The sequence below is a fragment of the Stenotrophomonas sp. YJH_SMC_81 genome (assembly GCF_059370875.1).
Window position 1 is genome coordinate 224,901 of sequence record NZ_JCAFUB010000002.1, and the last position, 22,227, is coordinate 247,127.

Consider the following 22,227-nt stretch of genomic DNA (forward strand, 5'->3'; position numbering starts at 1 on the left):
CGCCGTCATGCGCCGGATGTCAGCCGGGTCGGCGCAGGCAGATCCGCGCGGCACCCGCACCGATGTCCACCTGGCCACCGCGCATCGCGTCGGCACCGAGGATTAAGGCCGGTCGCGCCTCCAGGCCGATCGCCCTGAACACCGGCAGTTCGCTGATCCGGACCTCCATCGGCGGGTGCTGCCAGTTGCCGCCGGTCATGCCGGGCAGGGTGTACAGCCAGGTTGCCTGCGCACCGCCACCCAGCCCCTCGGTGCCCTCTTCACGTGCACGCACCCGAGCATCGCTGCCGTCGGTGCGCAGGCCCAGTGCGCGGGCTGCTTCGGCGTTGAGGACGGTCTGCGCGGCACCGGTGTCGACCACGGCGATGGCATCCACGCCGGGCGTACCCAAGGCAAGCGAGATGAAGCCGAACTGGCGCAGGCCGTCATCGCGGCCGGGCAGCGCATTGGGTTGGCAACCCGGCCCTTCCAGGTCCAAGCCGCCGGGTGTCCACAGCGCCAGTTGATTGCGGCCGAAGTCCCAACGAGTGTCCCAGCGCCCGGTCAGGTCGTTGCCGATCAAGCCGTCAATGGCCGGATCATCGCCCTTCGCCAGCGATGACAGGTCGACCTGCATGCCGCTGGCCTTCAATTGCCAGCTGCCCAGCTGCCACGCTGTGCTGCGCATGCGCTGCAACTGCGCCGCCTTCGCGCTCGCGCCCTGGGCCTGCGACACTGCCGCTTCCGCATCCTGCAAACCGTAGCGCCGCACTACGCGTGCATCGACCAGGGTTGCCCCGGCGGCACTGTCGACCACGAAGCGCAGCGGCTCTGAACGCCCGTCCAGCGAGACGGCCACTGCCGGATGACCGCCCTGCATCCACATCGGCAGGACGTGCTCGGCGGCATCGGAGGCGAGCGCCGGCAAGGGGATGGCGAACAGGGGCAGCAGGAACAGGCGCAAGGGGAGACTCCGCAGTGATCGTGGGCGGCCATTGGCGCGCAGCGGCGTATCACCGCGATATCGGCATTGATACCGTCCTGATACACAGGTGCGGGATACTGAGGCAATGAACACTCCCATCCGCGTCATCGTCGTCGATGACGATGCCAGCATTCGTGACGCCATCGCCGACCACCTGCTGCTGCACGGCTACCAGGTGCGTGTGGCGGCGGATGCAACAGCGCTGGACGTGTTGCTGCAGGTTGAACGTCCTGACCTGATCATCCTCGACTGGATGATGCCCGGTGAGGATGGCCTGTCGGTATGCCGCCGGCTGCAGGCGCGGGCGATCCCGATCCTGATGCTGTCGGCGATGGGGGCCGCGCCGGATCGCGTGATCGGCCTGGAGATGGGCGCGGACGACTACCTGGCCAAGCCGTTTGACCCGCGCGAGCTGTTGGCGCGGGTACGCGCGCTGCTGCGCAGGCAGGACAAGCTGCGCGCACAGGTGGTCAGCGAGCTGCGGTTTGATGGCTGGCGATTGCTGCCTGACCAGCGTCGCCTGTTCGCGCCGGATGGCGCCGAACTGGTGCTGAGCCGCGGTGAATTCTCTCTGCTGCTGGCACTGGCTGAACGTCCCGGGCGGGTGCTGGCGCGCGAACAGCTGCTGCAGTTGAGTCGCGGCGAAGCCAGCGACAGCGTGGACCGTGCCGTCGATCTTGCGATCAGCCGCCTGCGCCGCAAGCTCGGGCAGGCCGCGTCCGGCGCTGAAGCCCTTGTGCAGACACTGCGTGGCGAAGGGTACCGCTTCAACGCGGAGGTAGGGGTGTTGTGAGCAGCCGGTGGTCAACCACCCGCTGGATCGCGATGCTGGCCTTGGCCAGCCTGCTGCTGGCAACCCTGGTCAGCGTTGCGGTAGTGGGGTGGATGCCCCGGCCCGCGCCGCCACCGATGCGGCTGGACCATGCGATGCAGGTGCTGCGTGGGGAACAGGCGCCGGCGCCACTGGGATTGCATATGTCGACGCAGGACGCGCCACCCCGGGGCAGCGCCAGTGACTGGCTCACCCAGTTGGCGGCGCTGCAGATGGACCTGCCGGCCAGAAATGTACGCCTGGTGTGGACGGGGCAGGGCAGGGCGCCCGATGTGCAGGTCATCGAGGGTGGCGCGGTACTGGACGCCTCCGCTCGTGCTGGCGTGCTGAAATCGCAGGCCGCGTTGCTGACCGCCATGCAGTGGCCGCCGTTCGAACTGGGGATGCGGCAAGCCGATGGCCGATGGCGGGTGGTCGGCAGCGACCACAGTGACCTGGCGGCCTGGCGCCGCCAGGTGATGCTCGCCCTGCTGGGCGGTGCGATCCTGCTGGCCCCTCTGGCGGCGTGGGCGTCGATCCGGTTGGGGCGCCCGCTGCGACGCCTGGCTGAAGCCAGCGCACGGGTCGACCTGCAGGCCGAAACGCCATTGCCTGATGACGGTCCACGCGAAGTGCAGGTACTGGCCACAGCGATCAGCACCGGTCGCGAACGTCTGCGCGCCCAGGCACGGGACATGACGCATATGCTGGCGGCCGTGGCGCATGACCTGCGCACGCCCTTGACCGGCCTGCGCCTGCGCGCGGAGTTCGCTCCCGCGCCACAGGCCGCCAGGATGGTGGCAGACATCGAGCGCATGGATACGATGATCGAGCAGGTGCTCGACTACGCACGCGGTGAGCTGCAGCCGTTGCAGATGCGGATGCTGGATCTTTCAGCGCTGCTGGAGGACTGCGTGCAGGCGGCGCTGCTGCGCGGGGTCGACATTTCCCTTCAGGGCCCGGATACGTTGCCGTGGCATGGCGATGCGCTGCTGCTCCGGCGCGCGGTCGACAATCTCATCGACAACGCCGAGCGCTACGCGGGCGCCGTGGAGCTGTGGGTCGCCACGGCGGGTGATGGAGTGCAGCTGGACGTGATGGACCGCGGCCCTGGCATCGCCGAGATCGATCGCGCACGCCTGCTGCAACCGTTCCAGCGCAGCGAGGGCTCGCGTAGCCGCGCCACCGGGGGCGCCGGACTTGGACTGGCCGTGGCTGCCAACGTGGCGAAGCGCCACGCGGGCGAACTTCAGCTGTTGCACCGCGAGGGCGGGGGGCTGATCGCGCGGCTGCTGCTGGGACGCACTTCCTGAGTCAACTCCGATTTGCTTCCACTGGCCACCCCTCCATATGATTAGGCGCCTAATCATGAAGTGAGGAAAGGATGATCGAAGCCAAGCATCAGGCGTTGCTGGAGGAAGCGCAGCGGCGCGGCCACGCCAACATCGCGCAGCTGCGCCTGTGCTTCCAGCTGCTCTCGTTGTCCTCGTCGATCGATCGCGACTGCGCTGCACGGTTGGCACCGCACGGGCTCAGCGAGGGTCGCTTCATCGTGCTGTTCCTGCTGCACGGGGCCGGCGGCGCACTGGCGCCGCACGCGCTGGCCGAGCGCGCTGGCGTGACCCGGGCCACCATCAGCGGCCTGCTCGATGGCCTGCAGCGCGAAGGCCTGCTGCAGCGTCGCAGCGATGACGAGGATGGCCGTCGTCTGCAGATCGTGTTGACCGCACCGGGCAAGCGTTTGGCCGAGTCGCTGTTCGAGCGGCACACTCAATGGATCAGCGGCCTGTTCAACGGCCTGGATGCTGATGAACGGCAGCAGCTGTCACAACTGCTGCACAAGGTCTGGCAGCACACGGACACCGGGCGGGAAGCCGCCGCATGAGCACGCCCATTCCCGCGGAACGGCTGCGTGCACTCAACAGCGGTGGTGCCGCTGCCACGCATCTGGCCGAATGCCTGGCAGTGGATTTCGCCGCGCTGTTGCAGGGGGTGGCACCTGTGCTCGAGCCGGAAGCGCTGCAACGTATGCGCGACGCCTCCGGCAAGGGCATCACCCAGCGCATGGCGCTGGCGGCGCGGTTGCTGCACGAAGCCGGCCAGGGTGATCCCGCGCACTGGCAGGCACACGCATCAGACACCGTGCGTGGCTGGGCCTGCTACCTGATTGGCAGCGATGCCGGCGCGGCGCTGCCGGCCAAGCTGCGGGCGATGCGTCCGCTGGCTGACGACCCGCACTTCGGCGTGCGCGAATGGGCATGGCTGGCGCTGCGCAGCGACATCGTTGCCGCACCGTTGCAGGCGCTTGAGTACCTGCAGGTGTGGACGCAGGAAGCATCGCCTTACCTGCGCCGCTTCGCCTGCGAAGCGCTGCGCCCACGAGGCGTGTGGTCCACGCATATCGCGCTGTTCAAGCAGCATCCAGAACTCGCGTTGCCGATGCTGGAAGCAATGGCCAACGACCCGGAGCGCTACGTGCAGGACTCGGTCGGGAACTGGCTCAACGATGCCGGCAAGACTCAACCGCAGTGGCTGCGTGAGCTGTGCGCACGATGGCAACAGCAGCACCCTGGCGATGCCAATGCCTACATCCGCAAACGCGCCATGCGCTCGTTGCGGTAGTGCCGGCCGCTGGCCGGCAACCTCATCAACCTCAAGGAAGGCCTTCCATGTCCTACACCCTCATCGAGCTCTACACCGCTCTGGCCACCTTGTAACAGCGCCTCCGGAGGCGCACGGCACATGCGTCTGTCACCCGGACGCGGTAAACAGGACATTGCCCATGTCCATCCGCAGGGAAGTTGATCATGCAGAGCACGCTCCAGGTAACGCTGTACGGCCCGCAGGGCGATACGCCGGCACTGCAGCTGCCGCAGATGGAAGGGCCCTCGGTGGCCATCCCGGAAGCGGTACTGCGCCGGCTGGTGTCCGATCTCTACACCACCCGTTCCCTGCTCAATCCCGAGCAGCTGGACGAGGCCCGGCAGGAGCTGGACCGCGTGCTGGAGCGCTGGGCCGACATCCACGAAGGCCTGCTGCTGGACGTGGAAGTGCATGGAAGATGAGCGACCTTGCACGGCGGCCACCGCGTGGGCTGCGCGGTCAGGCGCATCACTGAACCGCGCGCCCAGTTGCGGATGAAACATTTTGCACTGCGCAAAAGCTGTGCTATCAATAGATCCCATGAACGCAGCCGCCACCCGCTTTTACTGGTATTACTTTCCGAAGCCACTGGCGGAGGAAGGACTGCGCTCACCCTGAAGAAAGCTTCAGACGCATTCCCGAAAGCCGCCAGCGAACCTGGCGGCTTTTTTCATGCCGCCACGCTGGGGACCCCCAACGTTCCGGAGATCTCCTGCAATGCCCCCGCACACCGACGACCTGCGTATCCGCACCATCGAACCGCTGACACCGCCCGCCCAGCTGCTGGCGATGCTGCCCTGTGACGATGAGGCTTCCGACACCGTCAGCGCCTCGCGCGCGGCCCTGCACCAGATCCTGCACGGCCGTGACGACCGCCTGGCGGTGGTGGTGGGCCCGTGCTCGATCCACGACCCGAAGGCCGCCATCGAGTACGCCCAGCGCCTGAAGCCGCTGCGCGACGCGCTGGCTGGCGAGCTGGAAATCGTCATGCGCGTGTACTTCGAGAAGCCGCGCACCACGGTGGGCTGGAAGGGCCTGATCAACGACCCGGACCTGGACGGCAGCTTCAGGATCGACAAGGGCCTGCGCGTCGCCCGTGGCCTCCTGCGCGACATCAACAAGCTCGGCCTGCCGGCCGGTGTTGAATTCCTCGATGTGATCTCGCCGCAGTACATCGCCGACCTAGTGGCATGGGGCGCGATCGGCGCACGCACCACCGAAAGCCAGGTGCATCGCGAGCTGGCTTCGGGGCTGTCGTGCCCCGTCGGCTTCAAGAACGGCACCGATGGCAACGTGAAGATCGCCGCCGACGCGGTGGGTGCGGCATCCAACCCGCATCATTTCCTGTCGGTCACCAAGCAGGGTGGCACTGCCATCGTGTCGACCACCGGCAACCCGGATTGCCATGTGATCCTGCGCGGTGGCAAGCAACCGAACTACGACGCTGGCAGCGTGGCTGAGGCCTGCCAGGTGCTGGCCAAGGCCAAGCTGCCGGCGCGCCTGATGATCGATGCCAGCCATGCCAACAGCCTGAAGAACCCCGAGAACCAGCCGAAGGTGATCGACGACATCGCCGCTCAGATGGAAGACGGCGAACAGCGCATCGTGGGCGTGATGATCGAGAGCCATCTGGTCGGGGGCCGCCAGGAACTGGTGGAAGGCCAGCCGCTGGTCTACGGGCAGAGCATCACCGATGGCTGCATCGACTGGGACACCACCGTGACCGTGCTGGAGCGACTGGCTGCGGCCGTGCGTGCCCGTCGTGAAGTGAAGGTGTCCGAAGCGGCGTGAATGAAGCCGCCTGATGGCGGCACGTGTGTGGATGGCGGCCAGCGCCTGCGGGGGTGCGGCCGCGATCAGGGCCGGCCGGAGTTGGAGACCGGCCCATCTGCACCGGCGATGCGCCTGGCGCTGCGCATGAGCGACAGCGCCAGGTACATCGCCGGGGTGGTGCAGTCGATCCGCGCCCAGCATGGAACCCCAGGCGAACGCGAACCTCAATGCACTTCGTCGTGGTACACGAACTTCGGCATTTCCCAGCGGTAGTGGATCGCCATCAGGCGCAGCGCGAAGCCGCCGCCGAGGCAGCACAGGATCGCGGTGGCGTCGGCCACGCCCCACTGCAGCAGCAACAGATACGCCGCGCCGGTCAGCAGCGCGATGATCGCGTACAGCTCCTTCTGGAAGATCAGCGGCACCTCGTTGCAGAGGATGTCGCGCAGCACGCCGCCGAACGCCCCGGTCAGCATGCCGGCGATCAGCACGATCGGCATCGCATGGCCGGCTTCCCGCGCGATCGAGCAGCCGATCAGGGTGAAGGCGATCAGGCCCAGTCCGTCGAGTGCCAGGAAGGTGCGGCGGAAGTGGTGCATCCAGCGTGCCACCCAAGTGGCGATCAGCGCCGCGCATACGGTGAACCCCAGGTACTCGGGATGCTTCACCCAGCCCAGCGGGTAGTGGCCGAGCAGGATGTCGCGCAGTGATCCACCACCGAGGGCAGTGACACAGGCGATCATGACCACACCGAACAGGTCCATGCGGCGGCGGCCGGCAGACAGTGCACCGGTCATGGCTTCGGCGGAAATGGCAATCAGGTAGATGATGGACAGCAGCATGGAACAGGCTCCGGGCGCGGTGGGGCCGGCCATGCGCAACTGCCACCACTGCCTGCGCAATGACGGGATGACGATGACCGGTGCCGCTCCCGCTGTCCTTTTGCCTGAGAGTTCAGCGGCGTTGGCCGCGTGCCCCTTCGGCGGATCGTCCCGGGCATGCCCGGTGACCTCTCTCCAGCTCGGCGAGTCGAATGCATGGTTGGTGGGATTCCAGCCCACCGGCCTGAGCGATCATGGGAGCCTGCGCCTTCGGCGGGCGCCAGCGCGGCGCCTCTCTCCTGCATTCGGGCGCCAGTATATCCGCTGCAGTGCAGCACGGCATAATCCAGGCATGGCCCCTTCCGCCCGCCCGTGGTTCCTGTACCTGCTCGAATGCCGCGATGGCAGCTATTACGCCGGCATCAGCACCGACGTGGACGCGCGTTTCGCCGCCCACCAGGCCGGCAAGGGCGCGCGCTACACCCGGGCCCGGCCACCGCTGCGCGTGCTGGCCGTGCGCGAATACCCGGACCGGGCCGCCGCCTCACGCGCCGAGTGGCAACTCAAGCAGCAGCCCCGCGAACGCAAGCTGGCCTGGCTGCAGGCGCCGGTCCTGTAGATCCACGCCACGCGTGGATGGGCTACCCGGCCCATGCGATGATCGCCCCGCGCCCAGAGCTGGAGACCCGGATGTCCACGATCGCCCTGCTGTTCGCTCTTTCCGCAGCAACGAGCCCTGCCGCCGACCCGGCCACCCTCGCGGCCATCGAAGCCACCTGCCACGACTACGTCGACGGCCAGCTGGAGGCCGACCCGCAGCGCGTCGCCCGCTCCCTGCATCCGGACCTGGCCAAGCGCGCTGTGCTCGGCGATACACCCGACGAACGCCTGGGCCTGCGCCGGATGTCGAAGGAAGAACTGGTCTCGCTGACGAAGCAGGGCGCGTTGAAGACCCCGAAGGATCAATGGGATCGTCTCTGCACGGTGCTGGACGTGACCGGCAACGCGGCCTCGGTGCGGCTGGAGACCCCCTGGTTCGTCGATTACTTCCACATGGGGCGCTTCGACCAGCGCTGGGTCATCGTCAACGCGTTGTGGTATCCAAAGCCGAAGGCACAGTGAGCGATGCGTGCCGCCGGCAAAGCATGGATCTCCGTCGTCGTGCTGGTCGCCGGCATCGCGCTGCTGCCTGGCCTGCTGTACCTGCTCGGGCTGGCATTGGCAGGCGGTCGGCCGAAGCCGGCCGACCGTGCGCCCAGTGGTGTGGCTGCGTGTAGCAGCGAGCCACGGGCGGGATACCAGCCGATGAACCCCTGGCGCTTTACCGCCCAGTTCTTCGACAAGGACGCGATGAAGAAGGTGCCTGAAGTGGAGCGGGAGGCCTTCTGGATTGCCCGGCGCTACCTGTGGCGGCAACCGCAGCGCGGCATGCTGCGCTGGCATCTCAGCAGTACCGCACTGACGATCTGGATCACCCGGCATTGGAGTGCCGCGCAGATTGCCGACACCGCGAGGAAGGAGGACTTCTGCCGGACCTGGTCGAAACGGCGGGTGTCCGGTGGCCCGATGAACCAGTAGATCCACGCCATGCGTGGAGGGTGTTGACCGGGTCAGAGCCCTTTCCTGTGGAAAGGGATCCGACCCCGTTGCGTGCAGCCCTACCGCCTCGGCCGCCGGTCATCCTGATCATCACCGAAGATGATCCGCGCACTGCGCTGGTAGCTCCAGTACGCGACTGCCCAGTTCAGCAGCACCACGATGCGGTTGCGGAAGCCGATCAGGAAGAACACGTGCGCGGCCAGCCAGAACCACCAGGCCAGCACGCCGGAAAGCTGCAGCCGGCCCAGGTGCACGATCGCGGCCATGCGGCCGATGGTGGCCAGGTTGCCGTAGTCGGCGTACTTGAACGGGCCGGGCTCGGGCTTGCCGTGCAGGCGCGCGCGGATCACCTCGGCCACGTACTTGCCCATCTGCTTGGCGGCCGGTGCCACCCCGGGTACCGGCTTGCCGTCGGCTTGGCTCAGTGCGGCCAGGTCGCCGGCCACGAACAGCTCCGGGTGACCGGGCAGGGTCAGGTCCGGTTGCACCGGCACGCGTCCGGCGCGGTCCAGTGGCACGTCCAGCGTGCGCGCCAGCGGTGAAGCGGCCACGCCGGCGGCCCAGACCACGGTGCGCGCCGGTACGAACTGTTCGCCGAGCTTGAAGCCCTGGCTGTCGATGTCGCTCACCGGGGTACCGGTCAGCACTTCCACCCCCAGCTTTTCCAGTTGGCGGCGCGCCTTCAGCGAAAGCACATCCGGGAACGAGGACAGCACGCGGGGCCCAGCCTCGACCAGCCGCACCCTGGCGCTGGCCGGGTCGATGTGGCGGAATTCGTTGCGCAGCGTGTGGCGCGCGATCTCGGCCAGGGTGCCGGCCAGTTCGACACCGGTGGGACCACCACCGACGATGGCGAAACTCAGCCACGCCGCCTTCTTCGCCGGATCCGGTTCAGCCTCGGCGCGTTCGAACGCCAGCAGCAGCTTGCGGCGCAGCGCGATGGCATCGTCCAGCGTCTTCAGGCCGGGCGCATCATCGGCCCACTGATCGTTGCCGAAGTAGGCGTGGGTGGCGCCGGTGGCCAGCAGCAGGCTGTCGTAGTCCAGCGTGCTGCCATCGGCCATGCGGATCTGCCGCGCCTGCTTGTCGATGGCCACCACTTCGCCGAGGCGGACTTCCACATTGCGCTGGTGGCCGAGGATGTGGCGCAGCGGTGCGGCGATATCCGGCGCGGACAGGCCGGCGGTGGCCACCTGGTACAACAGCGGCTGGAACAGGTGATGGTTGCGGCGATCGACCAGGGTGATGCGTATGCGCTCGCGGGCCAGGGCACGGGTGGCCCAGAGACCGGCAAAACCGCCGCCGACAACGACCAGGTGGGGAACGCGTTCGCGACTCATCGACTCACTCCAGTGGGGGCATCGGGGGAAGCGCCTGGCATCTTCGCACGGCGGCCACCTGTCACGTCAGCGCCGGCCCGGATCGGCGATACTCGGGTTCAGGCAACGGCCCGTGAGGAGCCCATGAGCGAACCGGAAAAGCGCATCGCCCTGTTGATCGACGCTGACAATGCGCCGGCCTCGAAGATCGACGAGGTCCTGGCGGAAGTCGCCCGCTACGGCGTGGCCAACGTGCGCCGTGCCTACGGCAACTGGAAGAGCCCGCGACTGAAGGGGTGGGAAGCGGTGCTGCATGAGTATGCGATCCGCCCGATCCAGCAGTTCGCCTACAGCAAGGGCAAGAACGCTTCGGACATGGCGATGGTGATCGATGCCATGGATCTGCTGTACGCGCGCAACCTTGATGGCTTCGCCATCGTCTCCAGCGATGCGGACTTCACCCCGATGGTGATGCGCCTGCTGACCGATGGCGTGAAGGTATATGGCTTCGGCGAGAAGAAGACGCCCGAGCCATTCGTCAATGCGTGCTCGAAGTTCACCTACCTGGAGGCACTGGGCCAGACCCATGCCAGCGTGCCGGATGCCGAACAGGCGTCCAGCGAGCAGGCCTCGAACGAGCCGGTGGCCAACGACGATGCGCGTCCGCGCAAGAGCGGTGCGGAAATGCGCAGTGACACCCGGCTGGTGAAGATGCTGCGCCGTGCGGTGTCCGCGGCCGAGGGTGAGGATGGCTGGTCGCACCTCGGCCCGGTCGGCAGCCAGATCGGCAACCAGGCTTCGTTCGATCCGCGCAACTATGGCTACGGCAAGCTCAGCGACCTGCTGGCGGCGATCGGCCTGTTCGAGCTGAAGAAGGATGGCAAGTCCTCCTACGTGCGCGCGCTGCCAAAAAAGAACCGGTAGTGCCGGCAAAAGAACCGGTAGTGCCGGCCGCTGGCCGGCATGCTACAGACGCAAGATCCCGCATCCGGCACGCACACACCCGTAACGATCAGGCGTATCGTTGCCGCTCGCATTGCCAGCAAAGGAAACCCGCATGTTGAAGATCTGGGGCCGCCGCAATTCCAGCAACGTCCGCAAGGTGCTGTGGTGTGCTGAGGAAATCGGCCTGCCGTACGAATCCATCGAGGTCGGTGGCAGCCACGGCGGCACGCAGACGCCGGAGTACCAGGCGATGAATCCCAACGGCCTGGTGCCGGTGATCGAAGACCACGGCCTGCCGCTGTGGGAATCGAACGCCATCGTGCGCTACCTGAGCGCCCGCTACGCGCTGGGCACCCTGTACGCCGAGGACCCGATGGAACGCGCCCAGGCCGAGAAGTGGATGGACTGGAGCACTTCGCGGATGGCGCCGCTGTACAGCGACCTGGTCTGGGGCATCATGCGCACCGCGCCGGCCGACCGCGACGAAGCGCGGATCAATGCCGCCATCGTGCGCGCCGGTGACTACCTGGCGATGGCCGACGCCACCCTGGCCAGGCAGCCGTGGCTGTCGGGCGAGACGTTCGCGATGGGCGACATCCCGCTGGGCTCGCTGGTCTATGCCTGGTTCGAACTGCCGATCCAGCGACCGGAGCTTCCGCACCTGGCGGATTGGTATGCGCGCCTGCGCGAGCGGCCGGCCTACCAGCGCGGCGTGATGTCGCCGCTGACGTAAGCACTGCCCGGTACTGAAACGCAGCCGAGCACGGCTCGGCTCTAAGGTAGTGCCGAGCCATGCTCGGCAGTGCTCTACGGGATCAATACAGGTCCGTTGGATCCACATCCAGCGACCAGCGCACCTTGCGCGCTTCCGGCAGCGCATAAAGCTGCGGCACCAGCTGCGCGAGCACGCCATGCAAGGGTGGCCGCTGCGGCGCCGACAGCAGCAGCTGTGTGCGCTGGTAGCCCGCGCGCCGCGGCATCGGCGCTGGCATCGGGCCGTACGCCTCCACCACGTTCTGCTCGCCCAGCAGCTGCCGCGCAGCCAGCAGGAACGCATTGGCATGCTCCACCTGCTGCGCTTCGGCGCGCATCAACGCCAGGTGCGCGAACGGGGGGAACCCTGCGGCTTGCCGCTGGTTCAACTCGGCCTGCGCGAACGGGTGGTAGCCACCGCTCACCAGGGTTTCCAGCAGCGGGTGACCCGGGTGATGGGTCTGCAGCCAGACCTCGCCGGGGTCACGTGCACGCCCGGCGCGACCGGCCACCTGGATCAGCTGCTGCGCGAGTTTCTCACTGGCGCGGAAGTCAGCGGAGAACAGGCCTTCGTCGATGCCGACCACCACCACCAGGGTCAGCTTCGGCAGGTCGTGGCCCTTGGCCAGGATCTGCGTGCCGACCAGGATGCCGGGCTGGTCGCCCAGTTTCGCCAGCTGCTGTTCCAGCGCATCGCGGCGTGAGGTGGTGCCACGGTCGATGCGCACCACCGGGAAATCGGCGAAGGCGGCGGTGAGGTGTTCTTCCAGGCGTTCGGTGCCGATGCCCTGCGGCTGCAGCGCCAGGCTGCCGCAGGCCGGGCATGCCAACGGCGCCGGTTGGCGCGCGCCACAGTGGTGGCACTGCAGGCGTCGGCCGCCACCATGCACGGTCATCGGCGCATCGCAGCGCTGGCACGGCGCGGTCCAGCCGCAGTCGTGGCACAGCAGCACCGGTGCATAGCCGCGGCGGTTCTTGAACACCAGCACCTGCTGGCCACGCTGCAGGTGTTCGCCGATGCCGGCCAGCACATCGGCCGAGAGGCCATCGTGCAGCGGCCGCTTGCGTACATCGAGGATGCGCACGCGCGGTGGCCGTGCATCGCCGGCGCGCTGCTTCAGGCGCAGGTGCGTGTAGCGCCCGGCGTAGGCGTTATGCAGCGTTTCCAGCGAAGGGGTGGCACTGCCGAGCAGCACCGGAATGCCCAGTGCCTTGGCCCGGACCAGGGCGAAATCGCGCGCGTGGTAACGGATGCCGTCCTGTTGCTTGTAGCTGCCGTCGTGTTCCTCGTCGACGATCAGCAGGCCAGCCTGCGGCAATGGCGTGAACACCGCCGAGCGGGTGCCGACGATGACCCGTGCTTCGCCACGCGAGGCGGCCGCCCAGACGCGCGCGCGCTCGTTGTCGTTCAACCCCGAATGCAAGGCGTGCACGGCGATGCCCAGGCGGCCGCGGAAACGTGCCAGGGTCTGCGGGGTCAGGCCGATTTCCGGCACCAGTACCAGCGCCTGCCTGCCCTGCGCCAGGCAATGGATGATCGCCTGCAGGTAGACCTCGGTCTTGCCGCTGCCGGTCACGCCGTCCAGCAGGAACGGCTGAAAGCCGTCGGCAGCGTTGATCGCAGCCACCGCCCCGGCCTGGTCCGGGTTGAGCGTGGGGCCGGGCAGCGGCTGCGCATGCTGCGGTGCCACCGTCATCGCCACGCGCTCGGCCAGCGCGCGCTTGGCCAGGCTGCGTGCAGCGGTGCGCCAGTCGGCCATGCGTTCGCCGAGCACGTCCTCATCCACGATCGCTCCGGCCAGCAGCTCGGCCAGCTGCCGCGGACGGCTGCCGGCGCGCAGCTTTTCGCGCTGGGCGTGGCCTTCGGTGGTCAGCTGCCAACCCCAGTGATGTGTGTCGGGCAGGGCCTCGCCATGGCGCAGCGGTCCGGGCAGGGCGGTGCTCAGCACCTCACCCAGCGGCGCATGGGTGTAGCGCGCCAGCCACTGCAGGCTCTGCCAGAGTTCGCCCTGCAGCAGCGGCTGCCGGTCGCACCAGGCCAGCGCCTGGCGCAGTCCCTGGCCGTCGTCGGTCTGGCCGTGGCCAGCCACCACGCCGACCAGCTCGCGGTTGCCGAACGGCACCTTCAGGCGGCAGCCGACCGCGGCCGTGGGGCCATCGCCCTCCGGCGACAGGTAGTCGAACAGGCGCGGCAGGGGGACGGGCAGGGCGACCTGCAGGGTCGGAATGGGCGAAAGCATCGGGCCAGTGTAACGGGCCATGCGCGCGCGAATGGCAGGGGAGACGTGCCCGGGCGACGACCGCTGAATCATAAATGTCACCTAAATATCGGTGTCCATTGGAGATTCAGTCTTATCCACATGTTCTGTGGATAACGTTGTGCGTTACCGGTCGACGGCAACCCAGGAGGCCGATGGCGACGAGCTCACGCTTGTGTTGGTCAAAAAATCGCCACACTTGAAAGGCATTCAAAATCAACAACTTGAGTGTGAAACATTGCTGAAACAGAGTGAATTCAGCTGCATGCCGCAATTTCCCGCGCGGGGAGCGTGGTGCTGTGCACAACCTGCAGCACGAAGTGCCTGTGGGCGCAAGTCCTACGGGTGCCGATGGGCTGCCGCTATCATGCCGGCAGACCTTTGGAGTGACCGATGACGGCTGTGCCCGCCCCTGTTTCCTCGACCGCGGCCGGCGCGCTGTCGGCGTTCCTGCGTGGCGTCGAACGCCGCGCCCTGGTGGTGGCTGAACTGCAGTGCGGCGATGCCGCGCGTGCCGAGCAGACCCTGGTGGCAGTGATGCGCGCGTTTGCGGCGGTCGCCAGCGACCTGCCGATGGCGCAATGGCCGACCCGCTTCTGGACCCTGCTGGGCCAGCGCCAGGCGCTGCGCGAGCCGGCGGGCGGGCAGTGGGCGCCGTCGTTGGCCGCGTTGGGCGCGATGCCGCCACTTCCACGACTGGCGCTGCTGCTGCGGGTGGGCGGCAGCCTGGACGAGGGCATCGCCATGCGCGTGCTCGACCAGGACGAGGCCGGCTACCAGCACCTGCTGGCCGATGCCTGCCCGCGTGACGCCCAGGGCCGGCCCGATGCCGTGGCCTGGCGCCAGTTGGCCGAGCAGGTACAGGCGCGTGTCCGTGACCTGCCGGCCGCGCGCCTGCAGCAACTGCAGCAGCCGGCCGCACCCACCACCCACAATGAAGCACCGGCCTCCAGCTGGCGCGCACCGCAGCGGGACGAGCGTGCGGCCGCCAACGCCAAGCGCCGTCGGGCGAGTGCCAAGCCGCGCTGGCGCGGTCCGCTGATCCTGTTGGCGACCGTGGCGGTGCTGCTGGCCGCGGCGCTGGGTTGGCGCTACCTGCAGGGACATTCGTTCGGCAGCGATGCACCCTTGCCGGAGGGCGTGGTGGGCGAAGCCGGTCCGGTGACCGTGGAAGCCCTGCCACCGAGCAAGGTCGACGCCACACCGGACGCGGGCCAGGCGCAAGCCAATGATGACGCAGCGATGCTGGCAGACCGCGACTACCCGCTGGTCGCCGATGCCGACCTGTACGCGTGGATTGCCGCGGGCGGCCCGCTGCCGGTGGATGAATCGCAAGCCAAGCCGAGCCGGCCGGAGCCGGCCAGTGCCACGCTGGAAACGGCTGCCGCCGATGAATAAGTCCGTGCTCGCCAGCCTGCTGCTGGCCCTGCCGCTGTCGCTGTCCGCCGCACCGCAGCCGTTGAGTGTGCCGTTGCCGCCACCAGTTCCGGGCAGTTCGCCGGCCACGCCGGCGTCGGCCGCTGCAACAGCACCTGCGGAATTCGCCCAGCTGGATACGCAGCAGCAGCGACAGCGCCGTGCCGACTACGCCGCCTGGCGCGCATTGCCGGAAGCAGAGCGCGAGCGCATCCGTCAGGCGGCTGCGCGCTTCAATTCGCTGCCGGCCGATCAACAGCAGCGCATGCGGCAGCAATTCCAGGCGCAGGATCAGGCGTTCCGCGACGGATGGCGGCTGGGCCCGCAGCTGGGCCTGGAATTCCCCAAGCTGCACGGACTGTTCGGATTCGTGCCACCGGAGCAACGCGAGACCGCGCTGGCCGTGCTGCGCCAGCTCAACCCGGCGCAGCTGGCCCAGCTGGCCCTGGTCGCGCAGCGCACGCCGCCGCAGGAACGCGACACGGTACGCAGCGCCTTCCTCGCCGTGCCCGCCGCCGAGCGCGACAGCTGGCTGAAGCGCCAGGCCGGCCAGTAGAAAAGGGGACGGAGGGGATTAAGTCGCATCCGGCACTAACGGGCCTGATACGACTTAATCCCCTCCGTCCCCTTTTTTGTGTGGGGCGGCTGAAACCCAGCATTCACGCCATGTCATGGGAATGCAGGCGCCGCCCGCGTAAGATGAGCGCCCGCAACCCGGTGCCTGTGCCCTTCGCGCGCAACCGCAGTTCGCGTCAAGCACCTTATGTCTACTGCAACCTCCACGCCGCGCTTCAGCAAGGAAGTCGGCGCCACCGGTCTGCTCGCCCTGCCGCTCGTGCTGGGCCATGTGTCCACCGGTCTGATCTCCTTCGTCGACAACGTGATTGCCGGCCACCACGCTACGGCGACCCTTGCCGCAGTCACCATCGGTACGGCGCTGTTGTGGCTGCCGATGTTGATTCCGATCGGCACCCTGATCTCGCTCACCGCTTCGGTGTCGCAGCTGCACGGCGCCGGCCGCGAGCGCGAGATCGGCCCGCTGTTCCGCCAGGCACTGTGGCTGGCGCTGGGGCTGGGGCTGATCATGTTCACCTTCCTCACCGTGGTGCCGCCGCTGCTGCCGGCCTTCGGCATCGCGCCGGACATCGTGCCGGGGGCGACCGCGTTCCTGCATGCGGTGCGCTGGGGTGGCCCGGCGCTGACCCTGTACTTCTGCATGCGTTATCTCAGCGAGGGCATGCACTGGACGTTGCCGACCATGCTGCTCGGCTTCGGTGGCCTGCTGGTGCTGGCACCGATGGGCTACGTGCTGGCCAATGGCAAACTCGGCTTCCCGGAGTTGGGGGCCGAGGGCCTGGGCATCGCTTCGGCGGTGATGATGTGGCTGCAGGCAACCGCATTCGCCCTGTATCTGTGGCGGACCAAGCGCTTCGCCCATCTGCAGCTGTTCTCGCACTTCGAGGGACCGCGCTGGAAGGCGATCTGGGAGTTGCTGCGCACCGGCCTGCCGATCGGCATCACCGTGCTGATGGAAGGCGGCCTGTTCATCGTCACCGCCTTGCTGATCGGCCGGCTGGGCGCCAATGAAGCGGCGGCACACCAGATCGCGATCAACGTCGCGCAGCTGTGCTTCATGATCCCGATGGGCGTGGCCGAGGCCACCACCGTGCGCGTCGGCCATGCGGTCGGCCGTGGTGACGGCTTCGGCGTGCGGCGTGCGGCCTGGGCCGGCTACGCGATCATCATGGGCACGCAGACGTTGTCAGCGGCGGTGCTGCTGTTCGGCCACGATGCCATCGTCGGTGTGTACACCAACGACCTGGCAGTGGCCGGCCTGGCCTCGACCCTGCTGCTGTACGCGGCCACCTTCCAGTTCCCGGACGGCATCCAGGTGCTGTCGGCGGGCGCGCTGCGCGGCCTCAAGGACACCCGCGTGCCGATGTTCATCGCCATGTTCGCGTACTGGGGCCTGGGCATGCCGCTCGGCGCCGGGCTCGGCCTGGGGCTGGGCATGGGCCCGCAGGGCATGTGGATCGGCCTGATCGTCGGCCTGACTGCCGCTGCCATCCTGATGGGCTGGCGCCTGCGCCGCAGCAGCCAGCGCATCGGGCAGTCCGCGCTGTCCTGATCTTCGTGCCCGCCACGTTCACCCGTGACGGGCGATCCCCTGACTTGTGTCCGATGCTGCATCACGCGGCACCGGCTATGCTGGTACCACGGCAAGAAGCCATCCGGAGCGTTCCATGAATCAACCCGTGCCCCCGCTGCCCCCGGCGCGTCGCAACCCCGTCGCCAGTTTCTTCATCGGGCTGTGGGACGTCATGAACTTCACCCGCCGGTTGATCCTCAACCTGGTGTTCTTCGGCCTGCTGTTCCTGCTGCTGGTGATGTTCGTCATCGCCGCCGGCATGGGCGCCGGTGCCAGCAAGTCGCTGCAGGACCGCACCACCCTGGTGATCGCGCCGGAGGGCCGCCTGGTCGAGCAGTTCAGTGCCGATCCGGTCAGCCGCGCACTGGCCAAGGCAGTGGGTGACAACGGTGCCGAAGAGATCCAGCTGCGCGATCTGCTGCGGGTGATCGAGTCGGCCAAGGACGACAAGAAGATCGAGCGCGTGGTGCTGGAGCTGGACAAGCTGCAGCCGTCCGGCTTCGCTTCGCTGCGCGAAGTGGCCGCCGCGCTGCAGGATCTGCGTGCCTCCGGCAAGCAGCTGGTGGCCTACAGCGAGAGCATGGGCCAGTCGCAGTACCTGCTGGCCGCGCAGGCCGACGAGGTCTACCTGGACCCGATGGGTTCGGTCGTGCTCGAAGGCCTCGGCCGCTACCGCCAGTACTTCCGCACCGGCCTGCAGGACAAGCTGGGCGTGGACGTGCACCTGTTCAAGGTGGGCGAGTACAAGTCCGCGGCCGAACCGTACGTGCTCGACGCCGCGTCGCCGGCCTCCAAGGAAGCCGACCTGTTCTGGATGAACGATGTGTGGCAGCGCTATCTGGGCGACATCGCCAAGGCGCGCCGCCTGGATCCGGCGCAGCTGGCTGCCGGCATCGACACGCTGCCGGAAGGCATTGCCGCCGCCGGTGGCGACCTGGCCAAGTTCGCGCTGCAGCAGAAGCTGGTGACCGCGCTGAAGACCCGCGAGGAGTTCGAGGATCTGATGATCGAGCGCGGCGTGGCCGACGAAGACGCCGACGGTGGTTTCCGCAACGTCGACTTCGGGCGTTACCTGGCCCTGCTCGACGCGCGCCGCAACCCGGTGGACTCGCGTCCGCAGGTGGCCGTGGTGGTGGCTGCCGGCGAGATCAGCGGTGGCGACCTGCCGGCCGGCCGCATCGGCGGCGAGTCGACCTCAGCGCTGTTGCGCGCCGCGCGCGACGACGACAACGTGAAGGCCGTGGTGCTGCGCGTCGATTCGCCGGGCGGCGAGGTGTTCGCCTCCGAGCAGATCCGCCGTGAAGTGGTGGCGCTGCAGGCTGCCGGCAAGCCGGTGGTGGTGTCGATGGGCGACCTGGCTGCCTCCGGTGGCTACTGGATCAGCATGAATGCCGATCGCATCTACGCCGATCCGTCGACCATCACCGGTTCGATCGGCATCTTCGGCATGGTGCCGAACTTCAGCCGCGCGCTGGACAAGATCGGCGTGCACACCGATGGTGTCGGCACCACCCGTTTCGCCGGTGCATTCGATGTCACCCGCCCGATGGACCCGGCCGTGGGACAGGTCATCCAGTCGGTGATCAACAAGGGCTACGCCGACTTCACCGGCCGCGTCGCCGACGCCCGCAAGAAGCCGGTCGAGGCGGTGGACGAGGTGGCTCGCGGCCGCGTGTGGAGCGGTGCGCAGGCCAAGGAACGCGGCCTGGTCGATGCCTTCGGTGGCCTGAAGGATGCCGTGGCCGACGCTGCCAGCCGTGCCAAGCTGGGCAAGGCCGACGCTTATCGCGTGCGCTACATCGAGAAGGCGGCCACGCCGTTCGCACAGTTCGTCAGCGGTTTCGCCGGCAGCCGCGCCGGTGCCTGGATGCTGTCCGATTCGGGCATGGCGCGGATGATGCTGGCACGCACGATGCCGGAAGTGGACACGCAGCTGCGCTTCGTCGAGAACGCGGCCCGCGAGAAGGGCAATGGCGCACCGGTGAAGGCGCTTGCTTACTGCTTCTGCGGGTTCTGACGGAAGCCATCCACGCAGGGCGTGGAACTACTGGACAGCGAAACGTCCGGCCTTGGCCGGGCGTTCTCGTTCATGGGGTCTGATCCCTTGGCTTCGCAAAGGGCTCTGACCCCATAGGCCACTCGTCATCGCGCCGCGTCGGCCTCGGCCTTGCGCTCGCGTGCGGCGGCTTCATCCACGGCCTTCTGCGCGCCCTTGGCGCGGTCCAGCGGCTCCTGCATCGCATGCGACATCGCTTTGGGTACCGGTGGCTTCTCCGGGTTCGGCGTCGGCGGACGCTGGCAGGCCACCAGCTGCACGATGGCCAGCAGGGACAAGAACAGGATCAGGATGCGCATGGCGGTACTCCGCGGTGGGCGTTCGCGCAGTGTCGCATCTCCGGCAACGCCCTGCCGTGAGCGCGTATCCTTGCGGCATCGAAACACAGCGGGCGCGGCCCCGGAGGACACATGACCCAGCAACGGTGGCGCCTGGACGGCCAGACTGCCCTGATTACGGGCGCCAGCGCCGGCATCGGCCTGGCCATCGCGCACGAACTGGCCGGCCTCGGTGCCGACCTGATGATCGTGGGCCGTGACATCGATATGCTGGAGACGGCGCGCGACGAACTGCTGGACGTGTATCCGCAGCACCAGGTGCACGCGCTGGCTGCCGATGTCTCCGATGACGAGGACCGCCGGCAGATCCTGGACTGGGTGGAAGACCACAGCGATGGCCTGCACATCCTGGTCAACAACGCCGGTGGCAACGTCACCAAGGCGGCCACGGAGTATTCCGAGGACGAATGGCGCAAGATCTTCGAGACCAACCTGTTCTCGGCCTTCGAGCTGTCGCGCTACGCGCATCCGCTGTTGGCGCGGCATGCGTCGTCGTCCATCGTCAACGTCGGCAGCGTGTCCGGCCTGACCCACGTACGCAGTGGCGTGGTCTATGGCATGACCAAGGCCGCGATGCACCAGATGACGCGCAACCTGGCCGTCGAGTGGGCGGAGGATGGCATCCGGGTCAACGCGGTGGCGCCCTGGTACATCCGCACGCGGCGCACGTCCGGTCCGTTGTCGGACCCGGACTACTACGAGGAAGTCATCAATCGCACGCCGATGCGTCGTATCGGCGAGCCGGAGGAAGTGGCTGCCGCGGTAGGCTTCCTGTGCCTGCCGGCGGCCAGCTATGTCACCGGCGAGTGCATCGCCGTGGATGGTGGTTTCCTGCGCTACGGGTTCTGATCTTCCAGCGGATAGTGCCGGCCGCTGGCCGGCAACTGGAACCATTTTTGAAGATCCTGCGATTGCCGGCCAGCGGCCGGCACTACCGCATGGCAGTCACCCCGGTACCGGGCAGTTGCTGGCCTCCAGCACGCCCTGCAACCGTTCGCGTTCGCCCCGGGCCTTGTCGCGGTTCTCCGGCGAGGCGAACCGCTCGCGGCCACGTGCGTCGCGGAAGCGTTGCTGCCAGCTGCTGCAGCGCTGCGCGTCCGGCAGTTCCTCGCAGCGGTCGCGCACCACTTCGCAGCCTGCAGCGTTGACCGGTGTGGCGCCGCCCAGGCCCTGCACGGTCATCAGTTCGCAGCGGCCGGGGGCAGCCTCGTATTCGTGCAGGTAGCCACCGCCCTGGCTGTCGGTGCACTGGAAGATGGGCGGCAGCGGCGGCTTCGGCGGCGCATTGCTGTCCGGCGCGGCATCGGCCTGGCGTGGCAGCGATGCACTGTCGAGTATCAGATCGCCGCCTTCGCGTTCGACCATGCCGGCTTCCATGATCGTGCGTCCTTCGCCGGGGCGGCGGGGGCTGGGCGCGGAAGCCGGCGGCATACCCGCCGCCGCCGGTTCGGGTGGCGACGGCACAGGGGCCGGCGTGGGCGACGCACTGGCAGCGGCCGGAATCCGCACCACCTGCTGCTTGCTGCCGCCAGGGCAGGGCGTACGTTGCAGGGTGGGCACATCGCTGTTGCTGGAGGTGCAGCGGTAGATCACCCCGTCGTCGGCCACTGCGTTGCCGGCGAACAGGCCCAGGGCCAGCCAGATCAGGTTCTTCATGCGCACAGCGTACATGCCACGGCAGGTGCTGCGCTCAGCGTTCGCAGTCGCGCGACAGGCGCGCGTCGATGCCACGCTGTTCGTTGCTGATGGCGGTGCGTTCACTCTGCAGCGCGCTGTTGTAGCGGCGGTCCAGTTCCCAGCGGCGGTCGCGCAGGCGCGCGCAGACTTCCTGTGGCGGCAGCGCGTGGCAGCTGTCGCGGACCAGCACGCTGCCGGCCGGAACCTGTACACCGACACCTACCGCTGGCGGCCGGTAGCCGGTTCCTTCACCGATGGGGGGGGCGACCGGCGTGCCGAAGGCGGGGCGTGGGCCGGGATGGACCGGGCCGTGGTGCCCATGCGGGAGCCAGACGCTGGTCCACAACGGCACCCAGCGCGGATTGCCCTCGTTGTTGTCGCTGGTGTAGCGGCGACCGTCGTCGCTTACGCACTCGTACAACGGTTGTGGTGGCTGGAGGTAGACGTGGCGGACCTCACGATCACGCATCACCGGAACCTCGTCCGGCCGGGCGGGTGCCGCGTCGCTGCGCACCACCCGGGGGGCCGGGTCGCGCGGGCGCTGCAGGTCACGCACTTCCTGCCGGCCACTGCTGCATGGCTTGTCCTGCAGGGCCACGGCGCCGTTGCTGGCGACACAGCGGTACACGCGCACGTCCTCGGCGGCGGGTGCGGTCCATGGCAGCAACAGGCACAGGCCCAGGGCGGTGCGCAGCAGGTTCATGG

General features: G+C 68.1%; 23 protein-coding genes and 2 riboswitches. Of the genes, 16 read left to right on the forward strand and 7 right to left on the reverse strand.

Going from position 1 to position 22,227, the window contains the following annotated elements:
* Positions 1-19: 19 nt before the first annotated feature.
* Positions 20-943 (reverse strand): aspartyl protease family protein, encoded by a 924-nt coding sequence (locus tag AC5P8U_RS04620; RefSeq protein WP_447897427.1) that lies wholly within the window; start codon positions 941-943, stop codon positions 20-22.
* 106 nt (positions 944-1,049) lie between these two features.
* Here AC5P8U_RS04620 and AC5P8U_RS04625 point away from each other — a divergent pair, with 106 nt between their 5' ends.
* The 6 genes from AC5P8U_RS04625 (at position 1,050) to AC5P8U_RS04650 (ending at position 6,209) form a co-directional block, all read left to right on the forward strand.
* A complete protein-coding gene (locus AC5P8U_RS04625; RefSeq protein ID WP_447897426.1) occupies positions 1,050-1,757 on the forward strand; it encodes a response regulator in 708 nt (235 codons plus the stop codon).
* 32 nt (positions 1,758-1,789) lie between these two features.
* Positions 1,790-3,088 (forward strand): sensor histidine kinase, encoded by a 1,299-nt coding sequence (locus AC5P8U_RS04630; RefSeq protein ID WP_088496619.1) that lies wholly within the window; start codon positions 1,790-1,792, stop codon positions 3,086-3,088.
* Positions 3,089-3,159: 71 nt separating this feature from the next.
* Complete coding sequence (locus tag AC5P8U_RS04635) at positions 3,160-3,660, forward strand: MarR family winged helix-turn-helix transcriptional regulator (protein WP_072167274.1); 501 nt, start codon at positions 3,160-3,162, stop codon at positions 3,658-3,660.
* Positions 3,657-4,397, forward strand: a complete 741-nt coding sequence (locus tag AC5P8U_RS04640) for a DNA alkylation repair protein (protein ID WP_088496615.1) — start codon at positions 3,657-3,659, stop codon at positions 4,395-4,397. Before AC5P8U_RS04635 ends, AC5P8U_RS04640 begins: the two co-directional genes overlap by 4 nt.
* Before the next feature lie 185 nt (positions 4,398-4,582).
* Positions 4,583-4,840, forward strand: coding sequence for a hypothetical protein (locus tag AC5P8U_RS04645; RefSeq protein WP_005419663.1), 258 nt, complete (start codon positions 4,583-4,585; stop codon positions 4,838-4,840).
* A 295-nt stretch (positions 4,841-5,135) separates the two neighbouring features.
* On the forward strand, positions 5,136-6,209 hold the full coding sequence (locus tag AC5P8U_RS04650; RefSeq protein WP_072167272.1) for a 3-deoxy-7-phosphoheptulonate synthase: 1,074 nt from the start codon (positions 5,136-5,138) through the stop codon (positions 6,207-6,209).
* 206 nt (positions 6,210-6,415) lie between these two features.
* Here AC5P8U_RS04650 and AC5P8U_RS04655 read toward each other — a convergent pair whose 3' ends face one another.
* Entirely contained in the window at positions 6,416-7,033 is a 618-nt protein-coding gene (locus AC5P8U_RS04655) for a trimeric intracellular cation channel family protein (protein WP_447897425.1), read from the reverse strand.
* A gap of 84 nt (positions 7,034-7,117) precedes the next feature.
* A riboswitch (glycine riboswitch) is annotated at positions 7,118-7,221 on the reverse strand.
* Positions 7,222-7,234: 13 nt separating this feature from the next.
* A riboswitch (glycine riboswitch) is annotated at positions 7,235-7,324 on the reverse strand.
* A gap of 40 nt (positions 7,325-7,364) precedes the next feature.
* Between AC5P8U_RS04655 and AC5P8U_RS04660 the strand changes: the two genes are divergently transcribed.
* The 3 genes from AC5P8U_RS04660 to AC5P8U_RS04670 all read left to right on the forward strand — a co-directional run bounded on the left by AC5P8U_RS04660 (position 7,365) and on the right by AC5P8U_RS04670 (position 8,590).
* On the forward strand, positions 7,365-7,631 hold the full coding sequence (locus AC5P8U_RS04660; protein ID WP_111200433.1) for a GIY-YIG nuclease family protein: 267 nt from the start codon (positions 7,365-7,367) through the stop codon (positions 7,629-7,631).
* 71 nt (positions 7,632-7,702) lie between these two features.
* On the forward strand, positions 7,703-8,134 hold the full coding sequence (locus tag AC5P8U_RS04665; protein ID WP_072167268.1) for a nuclear transport factor 2 family protein: 432 nt from the start codon (positions 7,703-7,705) through the stop codon (positions 8,132-8,134).
* Between the two features lie 3 nt (positions 8,135-8,137).
* Entirely contained in the window at positions 8,138-8,590 is a 453-nt protein-coding gene (locus AC5P8U_RS04670) for a hypothetical protein (protein ID WP_111008368.1), read from the forward strand.
* Positions 8,591-8,670: 80 nt separating this feature from the next.
* Here AC5P8U_RS04670 and AC5P8U_RS04675 read toward each other — a convergent pair whose 3' ends face one another.
* Entirely contained in the window at positions 8,671-9,951 is a 1,281-nt protein-coding gene (locus AC5P8U_RS04675; RefSeq protein WP_188240577.1) for an NAD(P)/FAD-dependent oxidoreductase, read from the reverse strand.
* A 123-nt stretch (positions 9,952-10,074) separates the two neighbouring features.
* On the opposite strand from AC5P8U_RS04675, the gene AC5P8U_RS04680 reads away from it, so the two are divergent.
* Both AC5P8U_RS04680 and AC5P8U_RS04685 read left to right on the forward strand, forming a co-directional pair.
* Positions 10,075-10,854, forward strand: coding sequence for an NYN domain-containing protein (locus AC5P8U_RS04680; RefSeq protein WP_049470953.1), 780 nt, complete (start codon positions 10,075-10,077; stop codon positions 10,852-10,854).
* Between the two features lie 133 nt (positions 10,855-10,987).
* Positions 10,988-11,608: a glutathione S-transferase family protein gene (locus tag AC5P8U_RS04685; RefSeq protein ID WP_072167265.1), complete on the forward strand. Its 621-nt coding sequence runs from the start codon at positions 10,988-10,990 to the stop codon at positions 11,606-11,608.
* 82 nt (positions 11,609-11,690) lie between these two features.
* On the opposite strand, the gene AC5P8U_RS04690 is transcribed toward AC5P8U_RS04685, so the two are convergent.
* Positions 11,691-13,868 carry a primosomal protein N' gene (locus AC5P8U_RS04690; protein ID WP_072167302.1) on the reverse strand — a complete coding sequence of 726 codons (2,178 nt, stop codon included), beginning with the start codon at positions 13,866-13,868 and terminating at the stop codon, positions 11,691-11,693.
* A 411-nt stretch (positions 13,869-14,279) separates the two neighbouring features.
* Between AC5P8U_RS04690 and AC5P8U_RS04695 the strand changes: the two genes are divergently transcribed.
* From AC5P8U_RS04695 to sppA, 4 genes are all read left to right on the forward strand, one after another.
* On the forward strand, positions 14,280-15,284 hold the full coding sequence (locus AC5P8U_RS04695) for a hypothetical protein (protein ID WP_072167264.1): 1,005 nt from the start codon (positions 14,280-14,282) through the stop codon (positions 15,282-15,284).
* Positions 15,277-15,858 (forward strand): DUF3106 domain-containing protein, encoded by a 582-nt coding sequence (locus AC5P8U_RS04700; RefSeq protein WP_072167263.1) that lies wholly within the window; start codon positions 15,277-15,279, stop codon positions 15,856-15,858. The genes AC5P8U_RS04695 and AC5P8U_RS04700 overlap by 8 nt, the downstream gene beginning before the upstream one ends.
* A 207-nt stretch (positions 15,859-16,065) precedes the next feature.
* Positions 16,066-17,430, forward strand: a complete 1,365-nt coding sequence (locus tag AC5P8U_RS04705; RefSeq protein ID WP_005419642.1) for an MATE family efflux transporter — start codon at positions 16,066-16,068, stop codon at positions 17,428-17,430.
* Positions 17,431-17,545: 115 nt separating this feature from the next.
* The gene (gene sppA / locus AC5P8U_RS04710; RefSeq protein WP_061478137.1) at positions 17,546-19,468 is read left to right on the forward strand and encodes a signal peptide peptidase SppA; all 1,923 of its coding nucleotides are present in this window, start codon (positions 17,546-17,548) and stop codon (positions 19,466-19,468) included.
* A gap of 125 nt (positions 19,469-19,593) precedes the next feature.
* Here the strand turns inward: sppA and AC5P8U_RS04715 are convergent, their stop codons facing one another.
* On the reverse strand, positions 19,594-19,806 hold the full coding sequence (locus AC5P8U_RS04715; protein WP_005419638.1) for a hypothetical protein: 213 nt from the start codon (positions 19,804-19,806) through the stop codon (positions 19,594-19,596).
* A gap of 111 nt (positions 19,807-19,917) precedes the next feature.
* Here AC5P8U_RS04715 and AC5P8U_RS04720 point away from each other — a divergent pair, with 111 nt between their 5' ends.
* Positions 19,918-20,694, forward strand: coding sequence for an SDR family oxidoreductase (locus AC5P8U_RS04720; protein ID WP_014038643.1), 777 nt, complete (start codon positions 19,918-19,920; stop codon positions 20,692-20,694).
* 96 nt (positions 20,695-20,790) lie between these two features.
* Here AC5P8U_RS04720 and AC5P8U_RS04725 read toward each other — a convergent pair whose 3' ends face one another.
* On the reverse strand, positions 20,791-21,501 hold the full coding sequence (locus AC5P8U_RS04725; protein ID WP_088496606.1) for a hypothetical protein: 711 nt from the start codon (positions 21,499-21,501) through the stop codon (positions 20,791-20,793).
* A 34-nt stretch (positions 21,502-21,535) separates the two neighbouring features.
* Entirely contained in the window at positions 21,536-22,225 is a 690-nt protein-coding gene (locus AC5P8U_RS04730) for a DUF4124 domain-containing protein (RefSeq protein ID WP_188240578.1), read from the reverse strand.
* Between the last annotated feature and the right edge of the window lie 2 nt (positions 22,226-22,227).

Excerpts from the sequence above, each read along its gene's own strand:
- AC5P8U_RS04730 (WP_188240578.1), bottom strand. The coding sequence starts at position 22,225 with ATGAACCTGCTGCGCACCGCCCTGGGCCTGTGCCTGTTGCTGCCATGG.
- AC5P8U_RS04630 (WP_088496619.1), top strand. The coding sequence starts at position 1,790 with ATGCTGGCCTTGGCCAGCCTGCTGCTGGCAACCCTGGTCAGCGTTGCG.
- AC5P8U_RS04625 (WP_447897426.1), top strand. The coding sequence starts at position 1,050 with ATGAACACTCCCATCCGCGTCATCGTCGTCGATGACGATGCCAGCATT.
- AC5P8U_RS04685 (WP_072167265.1), top strand. The coding sequence starts at position 10,988 with ATGTTGAAGATCTGGGGCCGCCGCAATTCCAGCAACGTCCGCAAGGTG.
- AC5P8U_RS04695 (WP_072167264.1), top strand. The coding sequence starts at position 14,280 with ATGACGGCTGTGCCCGCCCCTGTTTCCTCGACCGCGGCCGGCGCGCTG.
- AC5P8U_RS04670 (WP_111008368.1), top strand. The coding sequence starts at position 8,138 with ATGCGTGCCGCCGGCAAAGCATGGATCTCCGTCGTCGTGCTGGTCGCC.
- AC5P8U_RS04665 (WP_072167268.1), top strand. The coding sequence starts at position 7,703 with ATGTCCACGATCGCCCTGCTGTTCGCTCTTTCCGCAGCAACGAGCCCT.
- AC5P8U_RS04650 (WP_072167272.1), top strand. The coding sequence starts at position 5,136 with ATGCCCCCGCACACCGACGACCTGCGTATCCGCACCATCGAACCGCTG.
- AC5P8U_RS04655 (WP_447897425.1), bottom strand. The coding sequence starts at position 7,033 with ATGCTGCTGTCCATCATCTACCTGATTGCCATTTCCGCCGAAGCCATG.
- AC5P8U_RS04660 (WP_111200433.1), top strand. The coding sequence starts at position 7,365 with ATGGCCCCTTCCGCCCGCCCGTGGTTCCTGTACCTGCTCGAATGCCGC.
- AC5P8U_RS04645 (WP_005419663.1), top strand. The coding sequence starts at position 4,583 with ATGCAGAGCACGCTCCAGGTAACGCTGTACGGCCCGCAGGGCGATACG.
- AC5P8U_RS04725 (WP_088496606.1), bottom strand. The coding sequence starts at position 21,501 with ATGAAGAACCTGATCTGGCTGGCCCTGGGCCTGTTCGCCGGCAACGCA.
- AC5P8U_RS04700 (WP_072167263.1), top strand. The coding sequence starts at position 15,277 with ATGAATAAGTCCGTGCTCGCCAGCCTGCTGCTGGCCCTGCCGCTGTCG.
- AC5P8U_RS04680 (WP_049470953.1), top strand. The coding sequence starts at position 10,075 with ATGAGCGAACCGGAAAAGCGCATCGCCCTGTTGATCGACGCTGACAAT.
- AC5P8U_RS04715 (WP_005419638.1), bottom strand. The coding sequence starts at position 19,806 with ATGCGCATCCTGATCCTGTTCTTGTCCCTGCTGGCCATCGTGCAGCTG.
- sppA (WP_061478137.1), top strand. The coding sequence starts at position 17,546 with ATGAATCAACCCGTGCCCCCGCTGCCCCCGGCGCGTCGCAACCCCGTC.
- AC5P8U_RS04720 (WP_014038643.1), top strand. The coding sequence starts at position 19,918 with ATGACCCAGCAACGGTGGCGCCTGGACGGCCAGACTGCCCTGATTACG.
- AC5P8U_RS04635 (WP_072167274.1), top strand. The coding sequence starts at position 3,160 with ATGATCGAAGCCAAGCATCAGGCGTTGCTGGAGGAAGCGCAGCGGCGC.
- AC5P8U_RS04675 (WP_188240577.1), bottom strand. The coding sequence starts at position 9,951 with ATGAGTCGCGAACGCGTTCCCCACCTGGTCGTTGTCGGCGGCGGTTTT.
- AC5P8U_RS04690 (WP_072167302.1), bottom strand. The coding sequence starts at position 13,868 with ATGCTTTCGCCCATTCCGACCCTGCAGGTCGCCCTGCCCGTCCCCCTG.
- AC5P8U_RS04640 (WP_088496615.1), top strand. The coding sequence starts at position 3,657 with ATGAGCACGCCCATTCCCGCGGAACGGCTGCGTGCACTCAACAGCGGT.
- AC5P8U_RS04705 (WP_005419642.1), top strand. The coding sequence starts at position 16,066 with ATGTCTACTGCAACCTCCACGCCGCGCTTCAGCAAGGAAGTCGGCGCC.